This is a genomic window from Mesorhizobium sp. M0598 (genome assembly GCF_040320865.1).
GTDB lineage: Bacteria > Pseudomonadota > Alphaproteobacteria > Rhizobiales > Rhizobiaceae > Mesorhizobium.
In genome coordinates this window covers 96,185-114,098 of sequence record NZ_JAMYQL010000020.1, presented here as the reverse complement: position 1 = coordinate 114,098, position 17,914 = coordinate 96,185, and the positions used below count along the sequence as shown (strand labels likewise).

At 61.8% G+C, this 17,914-nt stretch carries 11 protein-coding genes and 3 pseudogenes; 9 read left to right on the top strand and 5 right to left on the bottom strand.

What is annotated here, in order from left to right:
- Positions 1-108 precede the first annotated feature (108 nt).
- The 4 genes and pseudogenes from NKI59_RS22825 to NKI59_RS22810 form a co-directional block, all read left to right on the top strand.
- Positions 109-569 (top strand): annotated as a pseudogene (locus NKI59_RS22825) (helix-turn-helix transcriptional regulator); the annotation flags it as partial.
- Positions 570-1,359: 790 nt separating this feature from the next.
- Positions 1,360-5,928 carry an HTH domain-containing protein gene (locus NKI59_RS22820; RefSeq protein WP_352707060.1) on the top strand — a complete coding sequence of 1,523 codons (4,569 nt, stop codon included), beginning with the start codon at positions 1,360-1,362 and terminating at the stop codon, positions 5,926-5,928.
- Complete coding sequence (locus tag NKI59_RS22815; RefSeq protein WP_352707058.1) at positions 5,925-7,835, top strand: hypothetical protein; 1,911 nt, start codon at positions 5,925-5,927, stop codon at positions 7,833-7,835. The genes NKI59_RS22820 and NKI59_RS22815 overlap by 4 nt, the downstream gene beginning before the upstream one ends.
- A gap of 623 nt (positions 7,836-8,458) precedes the next feature.
- Positions 8,459-9,658, top strand: coding sequence for a GTP pyrophosphokinase (locus NKI59_RS22810; protein WP_352707055.1), 1,200 nt, complete (start codon positions 8,459-8,461; stop codon positions 9,656-9,658).
- Between the two features lie 35 nt (positions 9,659-9,693).
- Here NKI59_RS22810 and NKI59_RS22805 read toward each other — a convergent pair whose 3' ends face one another.
- The 5 genes from NKI59_RS22805 to NKI59_RS22785 all read right to left on the bottom strand — a co-directional run bounded on the left by NKI59_RS22805 (position 9,694) and on the right by NKI59_RS22785 (position 13,924).
- Positions 9,694-9,840, bottom strand: coding sequence for a phospholipase D-like domain-containing protein (locus NKI59_RS22805; protein ID WP_352707053.1), 147 nt, complete (start codon positions 9,838-9,840; stop codon positions 9,694-9,696).
- 131 nt (positions 9,841-9,971) lie between these two features.
- Complete coding sequence (locus NKI59_RS22800; protein WP_352707051.1) at positions 9,972-10,829, bottom strand: hypothetical protein; 858 nt, start codon at positions 10,827-10,829, stop codon at positions 9,972-9,974.
- On the bottom strand, positions 10,814-12,367 hold the full coding sequence (locus NKI59_RS22795) for a DUF8724 domain-containing protein (protein WP_352707049.1): 1,554 nt from the start codon (positions 12,365-12,367) through the stop codon (positions 10,814-10,816). The genes NKI59_RS22800 and NKI59_RS22795 overlap by 16 nt, the downstream gene beginning before the upstream one ends.
- Positions 12,360-13,022 (bottom strand): hypothetical protein, encoded by a 663-nt coding sequence (locus NKI59_RS22790; protein ID WP_352707046.1) that lies wholly within the window; start codon positions 13,020-13,022, stop codon positions 12,360-12,362. The genes NKI59_RS22795 and NKI59_RS22790 overlap by 8 nt, the downstream gene beginning before the upstream one ends.
- Positions 12,938-13,924 (bottom strand): hypothetical protein, encoded by a 987-nt coding sequence (locus tag NKI59_RS22785; protein WP_352707044.1) that lies wholly within the window; start codon positions 13,922-13,924, stop codon positions 12,938-12,940. Before NKI59_RS22785 ends, NKI59_RS22790 begins: the two co-directional genes overlap by 85 nt.
- A 166-nt stretch (positions 13,925-14,090) precedes the next feature.
- Here NKI59_RS22785 and NKI59_RS22780 point away from each other — a divergent pair, with 166 nt between their 5' ends.
- The 5 genes and pseudogenes from NKI59_RS22780 to bioZ all read left to right on the top strand — a co-directional run bounded on the left by NKI59_RS22780 (position 14,091) and on the right by bioZ (position 17,740).
- Positions 14,091-14,303: a hypothetical protein gene (locus NKI59_RS22780; protein WP_352707041.1), complete on the top strand. Its 213-nt coding sequence runs from the start codon at positions 14,091-14,093 to the stop codon at positions 14,301-14,303.
- 3 nt (positions 14,304-14,306) lie between these two features.
- The gene (locus NKI59_RS22775) at positions 14,307-15,119 is read left to right on the top strand and encodes a hypothetical protein (RefSeq protein ID WP_352707039.1); all 813 of its coding nucleotides are present in this window, start codon (positions 14,307-14,309) and stop codon (positions 15,117-15,119) included.
- A 203-nt stretch (positions 15,120-15,322) separates the two neighbouring features.
- A pseudogene (locus NKI59_RS22770) lies at positions 15,323-15,496 on the top strand (dethiobiotin synthase); the annotation flags it as partial.
- A complete protein-coding gene (locus NKI59_RS22765; RefSeq protein ID WP_352707036.1) occupies positions 15,496-16,761 on the top strand; it encodes an adenosylmethionine--8-amino-7-oxononanoate transaminase in 1,266 nt (421 codons plus the stop codon). The pseudogene NKI59_RS22770 and the gene NKI59_RS22765, both read left to right, overlap by 1 nt.
- Positions 16,758-17,740: pseudogene (bioZ, locus tag NKI59_RS22760) on the top strand (3-oxopimeloyl-[acyl-carrier-protein] synthase BioZ). The gene NKI59_RS22765 and the pseudogene bioZ overlap by 4 nt, the downstream one beginning before the upstream one ends.
- Positions 17,741-17,914 lie beyond the last annotated feature (174 nt).

Below are 17,914 nucleotides of genomic sequence, written 5' to 3'. Positions count from 1 at the left end.
GCCTGCGCACGCCCGAAATCCGCCCGCCGCAAGGCGGCCACGGCATAGTCTGCCGCTTCAAAGATCGACATCCGCTCAAGTCCGGACCGATGCACCAACGCCCCCTCGGATGCCTCCGTGATCGGGACGACGCCGCTGCTGCCCGAACTCATCCTGGCGTTTCTCGAAGTACCCGTGCGGAGGCCGGCATCGCCCGCGCCGAACGACTGGTCGCTGTCATTCTCGACCAGCTCCGGGCGAGCCCGGTCGCGCCGTTGTCTCTTCCCTCGCCGATATCCGAACGCCTCCGGGCCCTCGCCGAAGACATCCGGAACGACCCGGGTGCAGACTGGCCGCTCGATGAGATTGCGTCATGCGCCGCCATGTCCCCGCGCAGCCTCCAGCGTCACTTCCAGTCGGAGACTGGCATGAGTTTTCGCGCCTGGCGGCAGCAGGCGAAACTCCTCAAAGCGGTGGAGTGGCTCGCCGCCGGCCGAAGCGTCGGCGACATCGCCTTCATCGCGGTGTTTCGCGCGGCCTTCGGTGCCTCTCCTGGAAAGTATTTTCAAGAGCCATCTCCGGAAGCGTAACGCGCCGGACGCGCGGCGGCTTGTCGCTCATTCTCCAGCCTTATCACCTCAGCCGAAGATGAGATTGGCACCCGGTTTCAGTTTGCAATTATATGCGACTTTCGAAGCACATATCATGAACATCCGTTGGGCCTTAACTTGCTAACTCAACGTCGGCTTTGCGCCCCCTTTCAGACGCTGAGGCAAACTTTGCCGTCGCCCAGAAGCAGACGTTGCGACGGGGCAGCCCCGGCGGCCGCTTCGCCGGGACGGCGCCTTCTAGGCCGTCCGCCGTCTGTCGCCGGTTGCTGCCTACGACCGCGTTTGCATACGCGGCTTACCGACGAAATAGGCGTCTGCCGCGGTGCGGCGCTATGACGATGATGCTGGGATATGACCGCATGCGCGATCAGGCCCAGGCGTGAAAGGATAGGCCAGCACTGCCCGAGCGGCAGCAAGTAAGTGGGTAGGTGGCTGAAATCTTGCGGCGGGAAAGGAAGCGCCGGCGACGGATTTTTATCCGGCGCCGTCGGCTTCACTGTCAAGAAAGCAGCAGTATTCATTGTGGCCGCAGCCTTGATGGTTTTCGTCCCGGCAGGGTTGCGCCCTCAATCGCTGCCTGACTGGCGAAGCCCGGTGGCAGAGCGGCAAACTCAGGGATCAAGTTCTCCAATTTTGATGACACTAACCAACCCGTTGACGTAAGATCCGCGTTTCGGGAATCACGTTGTAATCTTTAGCGGAGTTTACTCTGGTCGATCTCAGACGCCCCTCGAAACAGCCTGCGAATGTTCGCACCCAGATAATCTTTGTGCATGGGATAACCGGGCATTTCGAGACGACCTGGCAGTCGAGTGGCAAATCAAAGGAATTCTGGCCGGACTGGCTTAATGACGACCTTCCGGAAGGCATTGCCATCTGGAGCCTCGGTTATCCGGCCCGCGGAACTGACTGGATGCCTGGCAATTCGCTTGCGCTCCCGGACAGGGCGCGCAATCTGCTGCAGTGTCTGCTTGCCGAACCCGACCTGCAACAGGGCAACATCGTGTTTGTCGCCCATAGCCTGGGTGGTCTTGTCGTTGAGCAGATCATACGTAGCGCCGATGGCCTGGCCAGACATCAGGAAGAGGTCGCTGCTCTGCTGAACCGTATTCGAGGAGTGGCATTCATTGGCACCCCTCACCGCGGATCAGGGATTGCATCAGCTATAAACCGATGGAGAATTCTCAAGTCATCGGCGGCCTTGCTTGGCCTTGGGAGGAATGACCCTCATCTGCGTGATCTTAATCTCTGGTTCCGCGAATTTAGTCACGGAGGACGGATAAAGGCCACTGTGCTTCAGGAGACAAAATCTCTGAAGGGGCTTCTTTTTATTGTAGGGCAGGACAGCTCTGATCCGGGACTGGAGCCTTCCGCTTCCGTAATTCCGATCGATGCCGACCATATTTCCATCGTGAAGCCAAAGGACCGCACCGCGGATACGTACATCCATCTACGGAAGTTTTTGTCTGGGGACTTCACGGCTCCGCAAACGGCGATCGTCCCGAAGAGCGAACTTGCCGATGTCAAAGCGGAGGCTGAAGCCACCCGGAAGACGGCTGACAGAATACTGGAAGCTGTAAGAAATGCCCCGCCCGCCCGACCGGTGGGAACGGTGAATGTCGTCGATGAAGCCGCCCGCAATTCGATCATGAGGCTGAGGCGACGGCGTTTTTTCGGGCGCTGCAACTCAAAAGATGACGTCCTCCTTTTGACGACTGAGCTTCTGACCGGCGATCTTTCTCTCGCATCTGCTCAGACGCGGTGCGCCGGCCTGAGCTGGTGTTCGCGGCTGCTTGTCGGAATGGTCCTCTCCACTGATCCGGAAGCATCATCAGCGAGGGACGAGCTGATCGGTGAAGCCCGTCGTATTCACAGCGAAGCTGCGCGGCTGGGCACCGAGGACGAACTGGTCATCGCTGAAGCGTTTCTGATCAAGGAAGAAGTGGGGGTGGCAGAAGCACTAGCAGTGCTGACCTCGTTGACTTCAGCCGCAGCACACACAGCCAGATTCCTGATCGCAACCAGAGGAAGCGATGGGGCGGCGGCGCTCAAGTGGATGGAAGCTGCCGGCATAAGCTTTGCCGATCTGGATGCCGACGGAAAGCTGCTTTTCATTGGCAGGAAGCTGGAAAACTCCGAGTGGGAAGCGGCACTCGATGCAGCTGGCGCTCTTAGGGAAGATGATTTCACACACACACCAATGCTGCTAATGCAGGCCGCAGCGTGTCACCTGCTTCAGGCTGTCACCGAACCATTCAGGGCTCACCTCGCTGAAAATCCGCCGTTTGACTGGGCAGACTTCCCGCTGGCGACCGTTGGCGAGGCGCCACAACACAGACGGAGTGCGCGAGAACTCTACCTCAAGGCAGAGAAGGCGGCGCGAGACCTAGGATGCCCGCCTACTGCCGAACATGCCCGCGAACGGTCGGTCTGGCTCGATCTACGCGATCCGGATCGTCATCAGGAAGGCAGAAAGGCCCTTCTGGAACTGCTGGCTTCGGAGCAGTCACTCCGGTACGTGCCAATGGCTCTTCAGTTTGGGATCGCGCTCGACCACAGCGCCATAGACCGGGAAATTGCCCGGCAGGAAGCTCTTGGGCTGGAGAATTCCTATGAGGTCGTCTTAGCCCGATTCTCACTGACGAGCGCGTCCGGAAGTGCGGGTGAAGTTGCCAGCTACATCCAGCAGAACCGTGAAAGGCTCAATAAGTATTTCAGCGCGGACTTCATGACGGGAATGGAGATTGAGGCGCTGGCGCGTTCTGATCAGCTGGCTGAGGCTCAATCAAGGCTTGAGGAATTCGCAAAAGGTGGTGCTGATGCGGAGATGGTCCGCAAGTTTTCCGCCTTAATCGAGGAAGTGCGGGGAGGCGATACAATCAGTGACAGGGAGGCACGTTACGAGCAGTCAAGGGCCATTGAAGACCTCGCTCCCCTGGTGGAGCTGCTTGACAGGAAGTCGGACTGGCAAAGACTGGCCGTCAGGTCTCTGGAACTCTTCGAACACACGCAGGGACTCCAGGAAGCGCTCCGGCATGTGAAAGCGCTGTCACGCCTGCAGGCAGATACCGAACTTCTTGGCTTTCTGGGCAGGTATCCCGAACTGCGGGACCAGTCGGATGACATTGCAGGTGCACAGGCATGGGCACTTTTTCGAAGCGGCGATCTTAAGGAAGCACAGGGAGAGCTCACCAGACTCCACGGTCGCCGCAACCATCCGAATGACCGGATTCTTCAGTTCAATATTCTGATTACGGGTGGACAGTGGGAAGCACTGGCAACGCTTCTCGACACAGAGTGGGCCGAGCGCGATGAAAGATCGGCAGCGGACCTGCTGCGTGCAGGGCAGCTCGCGGGCCGCTTCGCCCTGCCCCGGTCTCGGGAGTTTATCTGTGCCGCAGCGCAGAAAGGTAGCGACGATCCCGGCATCCTTATCGGCTGCTACGCAGCCGCCGTAAGTGGAGGCTGGGAGAACGATCCGGAGACCGCCGGCTGGCTGATGGCCGCCGCGTCACTGTCCGGTAAAGACGGACCGGTCAGAACCATGTCGCTGGAAGAAATCGTCAGCCGCAAACCTGACTGGGACGATCAGGAGTCCAGCGTCACGCGTCAATTCGTGTCAGGCGAGCTTCCGATGTTCGCTGTCACACAGCTTCTGCGTCGGCCACTCATCGCACTGACATTGTACACGGCGATGATGAACCTCGACCAACGGGATCCCCGTCAGCGGGGCATGATTTTCGGTTACAGCGGGGCAAGGACGAAACGCCCGGTGAGCCCCCGGTCGATCGCGATCGAGGTGACGGGTCTGTACACGCTCGGATTCCTCGGTCTGGCCGACAAGGCGCTGCGCAGCTTCGATCAGGTTTATATACCCCATTCGACCCTTACGTGGATGGCACAGGACGGTCAGGACGGGCCGTTCCATCAGCCCAGTCAGGTAGCAGATGCCAGACGTCTTCGTCAGCAGCTGAGCGAAGGCAAAATGATCAGGCTGGAGAAGACTACAGAGGCCGACCCTGTGCTCTCGAAAGAGGTCGGAGATGATCTTGCAACTCTCATCGCACACGCGGGCGTGACCGGGCCAGAAGCACCGTCACAGCAACTGGTTGTACGGCCGTATCCGGTTCATCGCCTGGGCTCACTGCTGAAGGAGCCTGCCGACCTGAGCGCTCACGCAGAACATCTCTGCGCGTGCGGCGACCTCGTCGAATTTCTCAAGAATAACGGCCGGCTTACCACCAGCCAAGCTGAGAAGGCATCGACTTACCTGGATGCTCACGAAAAGAGATGGCCGCATCAGGTCACCATCGAACCAGGTGCAACACTGTATCTCGATCCGCTGGCGGAAACCTATCTCTCTCTCCTGGAGCTTATACTACCGCTTCACGATGCGGGGTTCACTCTGATCCTGACCGACAGCGTCATCCGGGAGGCTGATGCACTCATCAGCCACGACAGCTATTCCACTGCCGTTATCGGGATACATGAAGAAATCCGCAAAGTTGTGGCCGCGGGTATTTCTGTTGGCAGGATCATCCTCGGACCGGTCATTGATGAAAGGGAAGATGATCCTTCGTCCGTGGGCGCTCACCCGACCGCGTCGATCCTGAGCATTCAGCCAGACGTTGACGCCTATGTGATCGACGACCGTTTCATCAACCAGCATATGCACGTTGAAAACAGAGGTACGTCGCGCCCGTTAATGACAACGCTTGATCTCCTCGACCTGATCGAAGAGGCGAACACAATCTCCGCGGCCGAAAAGCTTGAACTGCGAACGAAGCTTCGCCGCGGGGGTTACGCACTGATCCCGGTGGAGACGGACGAACTCAGGAAGGCTCTCGAAGGTACCACCGTGCGGGAGGGGGTTCTGACAGAAACAGCCGAACTCAAGGCGATCCGTGAAAGCGTGCTCCGGATCAAAATGAGCGACGCACTGCAGCTTCCGAAAGAGCATCCCTGGATTGAGGAGCTTCGCAAGAACGCCCAACTGCTTCTTGAAGAACAGTGGCGGGACGGTGTGCCCGACGACATTGCGAGGGCGCGCAGCGACTGGCTGCTTGATCTGGGCAATCTGAACGGATGGGATCACCGGCTGCCCGGCATTGACAGTGATGCAAAACGGGCGCAGCGCGACTTGGCTCAGGCGTGGGCGATTCTGGGAACAAGCATCCGGCATCGTGATGCCATGCAGCGTTTTCTTGCCTGGGCCGATGAGCGCGTCTTCCTGCCTGTCCGGGAGAGCGACCCGGCAGTTTTTGAAGGAATCATGGAGCGGGTCAAGGCGCTGATCATCGACATTTCCAGCGCGGAACCATCGGAGCCGCAGGAATGAAGCAGACGATACCCCAGGCAGTCATTGCGCGCGACGCGCTCGCCCAGTTCCCTGAAAGCATACGGGACGCAGCGTTCAGGAACACTGATTTTTTGCGGTCGATGGGACTGAGCATTTCATCAAGCGCGACCCTCGGTGAAGGCGGATCGTTTCCCATCCGGATTCTTTATGATGCGCTGGGCCGCGTCATTTCGGGATTGGGTCCGCAGCAGGTTACCGCAAAAGACGGGTCTGTTTGGACAGCGGTTTCCGGCACCTCAGAAGGTGAAGAAGGCATCAGGCTGTCATCCGGGGAACGCCAGCATCGCATTGCGGAACCCTGGTTCATTCACCCATCAGCCGAGATCCGACTGGCCGGTCTTGAGCGCCTCACAAGGGAAGCGAACGTTGCGGGGCCAGAAATGGAAACATGGAAGGCGAAACTCTCTCAGGGCCCACTCGACTACGGATTCATCCCGCAATTACAGGAGGAGATAGCACTTTTCCCTGTCAACAATGCTGAAGCATTGCAGCTGGGTGTGAGCCGTGGAGAATTTTCAAACTCGACACTCGTCCCGGAAGAGGCCCGGTATTATCACCGCCTTGCCGGTAATCCGGCAGGTTCTGCCAGCGCGCTCGAATATCTGCAGGGTGCCTGCAGACAGCACATCAGGAATCTGCTGAACTGGGACAGGATTCAGGGTCTGCATCTTTCCCTCCTGCTATCTTCGCATTCTCAAGTTGCGAAATGCATCGATCTGGAAGGTTTCGAAGCGACGGAACTCACCCAGGTGTATGAGTGGCTTTTAGCGCACGGCGACCGGCTTTCTCAGGTCGGCGGCTTCGAACTCGGGGTGCGGCACGTCGACCGGTTTCCCGGTATTGAACCACATCTTGCAGACATCGCAGTGCAGATTTCGCAGGATGATCCCAACAAGACATCAGGTCGCCTTTACGGGAGCGCTCATCTGTTTATTTTTGTTGAAGGTTCGCTCGCCAGAAGAGGCACCCTGCGCAGCTTCCCGCCGTTCTGGCGGCGGCAGGCAAGCTTTGCCCAGGCGTCCCTCATCGAAAGGCAGCTCGTTGCACACAATGTTCAGACTGAAGACATAGGCGAATGGCTGAACGCCGGGCGAGGTCAATATTTCTATCTTCAGACGATAACAGATATGCGCCGCGAACCCCGGTGGATACCTGATTTCATCGAGCCCCACCAGCTCAGGCATGAATTCGTCGGTCGGATTGTTGCTGCGGCACGTGAAAATGCCGAAAAGCTGCCGCCAGCCATTCGCGCCCTCATGCTGGACGGGGAGAAGCCACTCGCGGCCCATCTGACTTTTCCCCAATCCTACAATCCAGGCCCTATGGAGGGCGGTTCCTCAGCTCCAAAGGAACCGCCTGATGAGATTTTCGCCGAAATCCGGAAGAATCTCGAAGGTGCCGCTGGTGATGTTACGACTTTCGCAGCGTTGGTAAACTGCTCGCTTGTATTCACGATCGGTCCGGAACTGGTAGGTCTGGCGGCAAAGACCATCCGGGACCTCAGATACCTCCTCAACACGGGAAGGACGGAGTCGGTTTTCCCTGTCCTAAGCGGCTTGGCGATGGTCGCGGCAGCGACGCGTAGTCCGGAGCTTGCCCGGGAAGTACGCGTTCTGGTCAGGGCGGCCTTCAGACGTTCGCCAGATGTCATTGATGCAACCAATGCCATGCGGATTGGCCTCTTCGCTGCAGCAGCCCATGAAGGTCGGGATGAGTGGCAGGAGTTTGTCGGTGAGTGGATCACAGAAATAGCATTCAGCGAACTTTCGGATGATGATGCCCGGCAGGTGCTGTCGCATATTAGGACCCTGGTGCAGATTGAACCAGGTCTGGGATCGACGCTGAGCAAAGCGCAGGCTGCGCTGCAGGCCTTGCTTTCAAGGTAGATGAGCACACGACCCATTATTGGACCGTCTCTTTGCAGAAAGCGGCATAGTTTCGCCCCCTCATTCGCTACCCAAAATATTCAGACTGATCGGCTGAATGGCAGCTTTTTGGCAAAGGACGTTTGCATTGCAAATAGGCCAAATGGGGTTGAAGCCCGAAGGTCAGCTTTCTCAGTTACTCGGCCAGAACCAGACAGTCAGCAACCGGCCCCAAAGCTGCCAGGCGGGAACGCGCCTAATGTCAGACGTTCAGCCGACACACTGCTTGTCCTGAAACCGGTCATTGATTCAGGATCGCTTTGGCACCAAGCGGGAGGTCTGCAACAGGGACTTTCGTGCTGTTTGCAGGTGTCGCCGCGAACTAGCGATGTCGTCAGTAGAAGACATAGTTCGACGGTCTGTCGAGTGGCCATCGCCTTCGCGGTGCCGCCGCTGGAGTGGCTGCTGCCATGGGTGCGACCATGGAAGTGGCGTTCGGAGCGCAGGCACGGTGCCGATGGGGCGCAGTCCACCAATCGGACGTGGTGGCAAGCGCGATCAACCGCCAAAACCAACCACATGGGTCGCGACGCCCACACCACCTCCGGCTCCGCCCCATCCCGCGCAGACGATCTGCACAGCGTGTGGCGCGTGCGATCGGTCCAAGCCGGTTCGAACCGCCAGAAATCGCTTGCCTAGAAATAGCTGCGTGCTTTGATGCGAGCAGGGGGATTTCTAAGATGCCGTCGCTAGACTTCGAAGCCGAGAAGGCCACTTTCCGTGAATACTACAACGACAACGCCCAGCGTCTCGATCAGGCGAAGGAGGCGTTCCTGACCTTGCTCGGCTCGCTCCTCGCGCACGCTGAGCTAGACGTGGCGGGCGCGAGCGGACGCATCAAGGACCGCGAGGAATCGATCAAGAAGTTCATGCGGAAGTATCAGGGCGACCTGGAGGAGAGCGGCACGCCCTATGAGATCAAGGACCACATCACCGACCTGATCGGGCTTCGGCTCGTCTGTCTCTACGAGGACGAGATCGAGCCGATCGGCCAGCTCATCCGCGAGCACCTCGACGTAATCGACGTAACGGACAAGACGGCCGAGATCGAGGGCACCGAGAACGCGTTCGGCTACAAGGGGCTCCACCTCGACCTGCGGCTGGACGGGGTGCGTGCCGCGATGCCAGATTATGCTCTGTTCGCGCCATACAGCTTCGAGCTGCAGATACGCACCGTAGTCCAGGATTCCTGGAGCACGCTCGACCACAAGATCAAATACAAGAAGTCGATCCCCGCCGCGCTGAAGCGCCGCATCAACACCCTCGCTGCGCTGTTCGAGCTGGCCGATCGCGAATTCCGGCAGGTGCGCGAGGAGACCGAGCTTCAGATCGTGAAGGCGGAAGCCGAGCCGGACGCCGAAGCCGAGGCCCAGGAGATCGCGCAGGGGGTCGAGGCGCCGGGGCCTGCAGTCGATGCCGACATCGAGCGGGGACAATACGCGCCGCTGGATGCCTTTAGGCTTCTCCGCATCGCGCGCCACTTCTTCCCCGGTGTCGAATTTGAGGCCAAAAAGGTCGACGGTTTCACCGCCGACATCGTCGAGCGCGATCCCGGGATCAGCCGCGGGAAGTTCAACTTCTACCTGCGTTCGACGATAGGGCTCGTACGGCAATACAAGGCATGGTTCCTCGACAGCGGGCGCGGTGAGAAGTTCAACGCGTTCACCGAGATACGCCACGCGCTCTACGCGGCGAACCCGGCGGCCTTCGCGGGCATGCTGACCAATGTCGCGCGCGAGACCTTCGACGAATGGCGCGCGGACAATGCGAATCAGCAGGCCTAAACCGTCGCCAGCCGAATCGGCGTCGGCGATCGTGGTCACCGCGTCCAGCAGCACCTTCCCTCGACGAGCATCCCGCATTCGAGGATCGTCGACGTCGACCGCTTCAGCAGATTCGCCGATCCGACATAGGCTGCGACGCCGTCGGCCAGCACGATCTTCCCGTGGAAGGTTTCGTTGGCCAAGTTCGCGTCACCATAGTCGATGATCCGTGTCGCGCTGGCCTCGACACGCGGCCCTCCGGCCCCGCAGCTCAGAAGTTGGGACGCGTCGCGCAACACGAGCGGCGCTCGGCAGCCTTAGTCGCCTCGAACAGCTAGGCAGCCCATTCGGCGCCGACGCTATCGATAAATGGGATCATGATGCTGAACCGCTCGCGCGCGAGGCTGGCCAGATGCCTGAACGCGTCCGTGGTGCGCGTAAGCGAGACATACTCGCTGGCGACGTCGGCGGCGAGCGCATCGGCTCGGCGGCTAGGTTCCGGCGGCATGGTCACGACCAGCCTAGCAGTCGCCTTGGGCGAAAAGAGGATTTCGCCGCTCATCAGGCGAGCGAGGAATCGAAGAAGCCGATCAGGTTCGGGGCAGATTTCGGTTCCCACTCGGGTCCTTTTCCGCCCTTCAGCACGGCTCGCGACAGGAGCAGGTTCGATGCGATGCAGCTGACCTCCGACACCATCACGCAGGCCGGGCAGGCGCCGCCGCGGGCATCGCAAAGGCTGCCCGATCCGCACCGCAGCGTGCGCGGGTCCAGCGCGGGCTTCGGGAATGCCTCGGCGTCGGTAGATGACGAACGACAGGTCGGCGGGGAAGATGTGTTCGCCTATGCCGTCGCGATCGACGCCGGACGTGTCCGCGAGCGAGTGCATCATCTGGTGCGAGAGCGTGTGAAGCAGGAGATAGACGTATGCCGGCAGCGTGCAGGGGTAGCCGCCCATACCTTCCCTGTCCTTGAACACCTCCAGGAACGGTCCGAAGTCGTCGTAGCGCTCCAGATAGGCGCGACCGACATGGTCGCCTAGCACGTCGACGATCTGGTTTGCCGCCAGCCAGCGGAGCACCCGGTCCTCGTCGAGCTTGAAATATAGCGCCTCGTTAAGTTGCTGCGTGACGTATATCGGTCGCTTGTTGTCGGCGATCGGCAGTGGATCGAACGCCTTCAGCCGGACCGGCATTTCGACGCTGTTCCGTTGTGCTCGCGTTTGTAGATCGGCGTCGCCGACACCCGCGTGTAGCCGAAGCTGAACTCGCAGATCGGCAGGCCGCGGACCAGGACGAGCCGCTCGACGCCGATGTGGCGAAGCAGCGGGCCGACCGTATCCTGATACTTAGCCTTTCGCGCCGGATCGTTGACGACGTCCGTCAGGGTGATGTCGGGGTTCATGACGTCGACCGCCACGTTAACCTTCATCGCCTTCTCGATGTGCTCGCGCAAAAACGCGTCGTGCTGGATCGTCAGGCGGATGGGGTCGTAGCGGCGCGTCCAGTCCTCGCGTATTGCGATCGCCTGGAGGACGGCGGGGCTACCCAGCCGTCCTCGTTCTACGACCCCGTCGGCGAACCACGCCTCGCGTTGGTCGTGCGCGTTGTCGCGGTGCCGGCGCGCCGCCGCGGCCCGGCCACCTTCCTCGGCCTTCCTCGCCATGTCGAGATAGGTCTCATACTCGCGCCACTCGCCGGCGCGGGCGGGATCCGCCTCGACCCGGTCCCGGATCTCGTCGTCGGAAGGTTCGGAGAAGGGTATGTCGTGAATTTGGGCTAGGCGGGTGACAAGCGCGTCGCGGCGTGTCGGGGTCATCAGCTCGACGACGGCGCTGTCCTCGAAGACGATGAAGCTGGTCCGCTGGACGGAGCAGGTCGAGTTCGCCCGGTAGGAGACGGGTAGCATGTTGACCTCGATCCACTGGAACGTCCGGCCGCCGTCGTTCTGCTGGATCTGGAGGCGCGAAAGCACCTCGGGGTTGGCCTTCTTGAGCGGCCGGGTCTCACCGCAGCCCTCGCAGACGTATCGCCATTCCGAGAAGACGGGTGCGTCGTTGCGCAGCCTGAAGCTGGCGGAGCCGCAGGTGCACATGCGGATCTGGCGTGTGCCGCCGGTCTGGGGATCGAAGTTGTAGTTGAAGGGGCTGAGGGGTTCGATGTCGCCGGACCAGTGGACGTAGACGACATCGATCTGGGTCCAGCGTGCCTCGTGGCCATTGCACTTCCTCGGCAGCGGCTGCCGCGCCTGGTCGCCGACGCTTCCGAACTCGCGGGTGGATCCGCAGATGCCGCATCGGTAGAGCAGCGGATAGGGGACGTAGCCGACCTTGTCCGGGCTGGTCATCTGGAAATGGGTGCGCTCGACCCGCGCTTCGCCGGTCTTGGAATCGCGGAACGGCGTGTCGAGGACGAGTTCGGGTAGGGCGTCGGGTAGCGCCTTGATCGCGCGGTCACGCCAGTTCGTGACGGAATCGCGCAGGTTCTCGAAGATCAGCGCGATGGTTGTCGGCTTCAGGTCCTTCGCCTCGTTGGCCAGCGGGGCCGAGCGGCAGATCCCCTTGCCGCCCTCCCATGTCATGAGCACGCCGGGCGCGTAGGAGCCGGCGATCTGGACGCGCGATCGCGACATGGTCGGTGGCTCGAGCGGATCGGGTTCCGATCGGGCGGCGCCGAAGGCGGCGGGTCGTCGCGTCGAGGCGGTGCGCCAGTCTTTTCCCTTATCGTCAGCCATTGCTGCCCCCATCTGCATCCATTTCCGAGGAGCTGCCACGCTGCGTCCTGATGGCGCGCATCACCTTGGCCAGGTCGCGCCTGTCGACATCCGTCGTCTTCCCCTTCGCAAGGGGATCGCGCGCGGCGGCGACGATGTATCCTGCCTCGTCGACGTCGCGTAGCGATGTCATAGGTGGCTTGAACGCGGGCAGGTCCTTCCAATAGTCGCGCAGGCTCGAGATCGTTCCCCTGCTCGAGATGTCACGCGCGAAGTTCTCGACCTGCTTGTCGACGAGGCCGTGGTAGAATTCCTCGTAATGCGGCGCGCCGAGGTGCGCCGTACCCTTCCCGGCGAAACCGCTGGCGCGCAACATGAACTCGACCAGAGCCTTGGTGAAGGCGAGATGATCACGCTGCTCCATGGCGGCTAGCCGGTTGACTTGGTCCATGTGCGCGACCTCGAATTTGCGGGCATCGTCCTTCGCGATGAAGTCGCGCGCCTCTCTCAGCATCGCCCAGGCCTGCACATAAGACGCCATCGTCCGCTTGATCGCGTTCTCGGCCCAGCGCTCGACGGCAGGCGGCGCGATCATGCGCTCGAGGAAGCGGTGAAAGATGTCGTGGGTTTCGACGACATAGCGATCCCGTCGGTTCTGCGGCGTTGGCAGCAGCATGACGAAGCCGACGTGCGTGCGCCCGACGCGGCTCGACGTCTGGATGTATTCGGCGATGTCCGACGGAAGGCCGGCGAAAAACATGCTGTTGAAGCGGTCAACCCGCCGTGGCTGATGGCGGACGTCGCCACGATGTTGCGCACGGTCTGGGTGACGTCGGGATAATCGGTGCCGGCGAACGGCGACTCGGCGGCCTCCATCACCGCCTGGATGTCCTTCATGTCGATGCCGCCGGAGATCAGCCGGCTATCGAACGCGGCATGCGCCCGTTTGATGTGGCGATGCTCGTGTTCCACCGCCGCGCTCAGCGCGTCAATGATCTGGTCGCCGCCCTTCTTGTTGGTGACATAGGCGAGTGCGATCCGGTGGAGGTCGACGAGGGCCAAGATGTCGGCTTCGCGGCCCTCGGCCACGGCGCGGTCGATGGCGGCGAGATGCCAGTCGCCGGTCCTGCCTTGCGACACCGCGTCGCGGAGACCGGCAATAGTGTCTGCCCGGCGGGCATCGTCCAGCAAGCCATCCCACAGTGCGGTGATGATGCCGTGGAAAGCGGCGAGCACTCCAACCGTCGTTACCGTGTGCGTTGCGTCGTTGGTCATGAGCGACACGTACAGGCGCATCCACGGTGCGGTGGCCTCGGGCGCCTGAGCGAACGGCAGCGCGGCCGCGAGGCTTACGCCGTCCGGGTTTGCAGCAGGCGGCGCGGCCGGTTCGGCGAAGAAGGAATGGTAGAGATCGGGTCCGGGATAGGGGAAGCGGAGTGGGATGCGCTGATAGAGCGTCTCGAGTTGCCGCTCTGGCGCCGAGATGGTGGCGGTCGCCGCGATGACCTTGGGCATGCGTGCCGCGCCCCAGCCGGCGCCCGTCCATCGCCGTGCAACCTCCAGTTCGTCGCCGGCCATGTCGGCGATGTCCTCGAGGATGGTGTCTAACAGCGTGTCGAACAGGCCGCTGAAAGTGCCGAGGCTCTCCTCCAGCAGATGAGCCTCGTCGCTGGATGATCAGCGAGGGGGATGGGTCGCGGAATACGCGCTCCCCGTCCGAATAGGCGGGGAAGACGTTGGCGCAGTGGTCGGCCGCAGGGTCACGCTTCAGGTCGGCTTCGCTGCGTGGGTTGTCCAGGTTGCCGCGCTCGTCGATCCGGCGCGCGAGGCCGAACATGCCGAGCACCTTGCTGATGGTGCCGGTGTTCTGGCCGAGCATCGCCAGCTTATCGACGATACCGAGCACGATGGCCGGGGCGCGCGCGTAGATCGCGTCGTCGGTAAGCAGGAAGGGTAGTGGGTGGCGCCCGCCATGCTCGCGGTTCCAGTCGCACCGGTCGTTGAAGCACAGGATCGCTACGCGGCGGCCATAATTCCCGTCGCTCTCGTCGCGCCGAAGGCCGGTGGGCTCACCACAGATGGGGCAGTCCGGAATCTTGTTGTAGGCCTCGCGCGCCTCGACGTAGCGGCGGCCGCGATCGCGTTCCTGGCCGTCACCGGTCTCGCCGTCGAGGCCCTCGTCGTCGGGATGGTCGGGATCGGCGGCCAGCGGGATGTCTCCCCTGAAGTCGCGGTAGTGGTTCGGCGTGTTCTGGCTGCCAACCCAGAAGCCCATCTCGAACGGCCAGTTCCCGACGCCATGCCGCTTGCGGACCAGCTCGGCGCGCACGATCAGCTTCAGGAGCCGTTGCGCCTGTTGGAGCGTAAGGAGGCGCAAGGGGTAGCGGATCATCGCGGTGATGCCGCGGTCCTTCCCGCGCAGGCGGTCGAGGAACATCGCGAACAGCAGCGTGCCGTAGAACGCCTCCGACTTGCCGCCGCCCGTCAGGAAGTAGAGCAGGCTGATGCCGTCCTCGTCGAGAAGAAGGTCGTGGTGCTCTCGCCACTCGTCCACCCAGTCCCACCCAAGCCGGTTGCGTGCGTTGCGGGTCAGATCGAGGATCAGCAAGTCTGGGACACGCGTGATCGCGCGGAGGTCGACGCCGAGGCGCTCACCGGCGCGGACCGTGTAGAGGAAGAACGACGCCTTCGCTGGATCGTCGCCCTCGCCCGAGCGCCGCTGCTTGGCGATGTCGGTCTTGGTGCGAGTCCGCCACAGGAGAGTGCTGTTTGATGAGCGCTCGCCCCTCGGCGGCCCGTCGGCACGATCTCGGTCGAGTATCGGATGCTCGAACTCCGCGTAGTCTCGCCCGTCCGTGGCCCGGCCGGTTAGGTTTCTCACACGTGCGAGGACCTGATGGAAGTCCTTAGCCGCATCACTGGCTGCGTTGATGTAGCGCTTCAGGTGCTCGAAGTTGACTGCACCGAGTGCATGCCATCGGCATCGCTTTCATCGGCGACGAGGTGGCAGACACGCAAAGGACAATCGTGGAATTCAGCGGCGTGCCGCAACTCGGCAGGCTGCCGCACCTCGATCCGCTGACGAGCAAGACCCTGAGTGAGGCGATGGTTGCCGGATTCGACCTCGCCCTGATTGCGGGAGGCGAGTGATGTCGCAGTCTAAAGTCTGGCATCCGTTCACCCAGCATGCGCTCGAGCCGGCGATCCCTGAAATCGTCCGGACGGAAGGCGCCTACCTCCACAAGGCCGACGGCTCCCGCATCCTGGACGCCATTTCCTCCTGGTGGGTCGTCACCCACGGCCACCGCCATCCCCGCATCATGAAGGCCATCGAGACGACCGCGTCGAGCCTCGATCAGATCATCTTTGCGGGCTTCACGCACGAACCGGCCGAACGCCTGGCCAAGGCGCTTGTCGGTCTCGCTCCCTCCGGACTCGACTGGGTGTTCTATTCCGACAGCGGCTCGACCTCTGTCGAAGTCGCGCTGAAGATGGCGCTCGGCTATTTCCGCAACATCGGCGCGCCGCGCTCGCGCATCGTCGTCATGGAGCACAGCTATCATGGCGACACGATCGGCACGATGAGCGTCGGTGCTCGTGGCGTGTTCAACGCCGCCTACGGACCCTTGCTGTTCGAGGTCGACACCATTCCCTTCCCGGCCGCCGGCCGCGAGCAGGCAACGCTGGATAGATTCGAGGCCGTCAGCCGCGACCGGCGCGCCGCCGCGCTGATCGTCGAACCGCTCGTGCTTGGCGCCGGCGGCATGCGGATGTATCCGGCCTCGGTTCTGACCGGATTGAAGAAGATTGCCGAAGCCTCCGGCACGCTGCTGATTGCCGACGAGGTGATGACCGGCTGGGGCCGCACCGGGAGCATGTTCGCCTGCGAGCAGGCATCGGTTTCTCCAGATATCCTGTGCACCTCCAAAGGCTTAACTGGCGGCGTGATCCCGCTGGCGGCCACGCTTGCCACCGATGCGATCTTCCAGGCTCATTATTCGGCGGATCGCAAGAAGACGTTTTTCCACTCGAGTTCCTACATGGCCAATCCGATTGCCTGCGCGGCAGCACTCGCCAATGTCGAGATCTGGCGTGACGAGCCGGTGGCCAAGCGGATCGCGGCCTTGAGCGAGAGACAGGCCGCCGGCCTTCGGCGCTTTCGCGATAATGCCAACTTCACCGACAGCCGGGCGACCGGCACGATCCTGGCTCTCGACCTGCGCGCCGGCTCTGCCGGCTATCTGGCCGAGATCGGGCCTAAGCTGCGGGCATTTTTCCTCGAGCTCGGCCTGCTTGTGCGCCCGCTCGGCAATGTCCTTTATCTCCTGCCGCCCTATTGCGTCACCGGCGACGAGCTCGATCGGCTCCATGACGCGATCAAGGAGGCCGGCGAACGCTTTGGTTCGAGGCCATGAGCAGGTCGTCGCGCATTCTCGGGTTTGGCCATCATGCGCCCGCGCGAAGAGTGATGAATGCGGAGATCGAGAGCAATCTCGGCCTCGAACCCGGCTGGATCGAGCAGCGCACCGGAATTCGTTCGCGCTTCTGGGCAACGGACGAAGACACGCTGTCTGGCTTGGCCACGCATGCCGGCGACATGGCGCTGATGAGCGCCGGCATCGACCGCAGCGACGTCGGCCTGCTGTTGCTTGCCACCTCAACACCCGACCACCTACTGCCGCCAAGTGCGCCTCTGGTCGCGCACAAGCTCGGCCTTGGCCGCGCAGGCGCGGTCGACCTCGCTGGCGCCTGCGCCGGCTTCATCTATGCGCTGATGTTCGCGGATGGATTCACCCGCCTGCACGGCAAACCAGCACTGGTCATCGCCGCCAACATCCTCAGCCGCCGCATCAATCCAGCCGAGCGCGCAAGCTCGGTCCTTTTCGCCGATGCCGCGGGCGCCCTGGTGATTGGTCCCGGCGAGGAGCCCGATCAAGGCATTCTCGGCGCTTCGGTGGATTCGGACGGTTCGCGCTACGCGCTGATCCAGATCCCGGCGGGCGGAAGCAGCACGCCATTCCATCGCGACCTTGACATCGGACAGACCCGGATGACGATGACCGACGGCCGCGAAGTGTTCGCCAAGGCTGTCGAGATGATGACTGCCTGCTCGCAGGACGCACTCGCCGCGGCCGGGATACGGCCGCAGGACATCGGTCGGTTTGTGCCGCATCAGGCCAATGCCCGCATTTTGATGCGGTCGGGAGGAGCCTCGGCATTGCTGATGGTGCGGTCGTCAAGACGATCGCCGACTACGGCAATTCCTCCGCCGCGACCATCCCGCTCTCCCTGTCGCTGGCCCATCAGATGCAGCCTTTCCGACAGGGCGAAAAGATTCTGCTTGCGGCGGCGGGCGCAGGCCTTAGCGGCGGTGCGCTCGTGGTCGGAATTTAGTGAAGGGAGCAAGACCGGTCGTGCAATTTAGCCAAACTATCGGCTGCGCGAGTCCGCTTCAACAGGTCGCTCAAAATATTGGCTTAGCCGTCGATCCAAGGATACTTCATTGTGGCAGAAAGTGCCGCTAGTATTGCCAACTGACTTCACGAAACGGGGGGCGACATGCGAGCA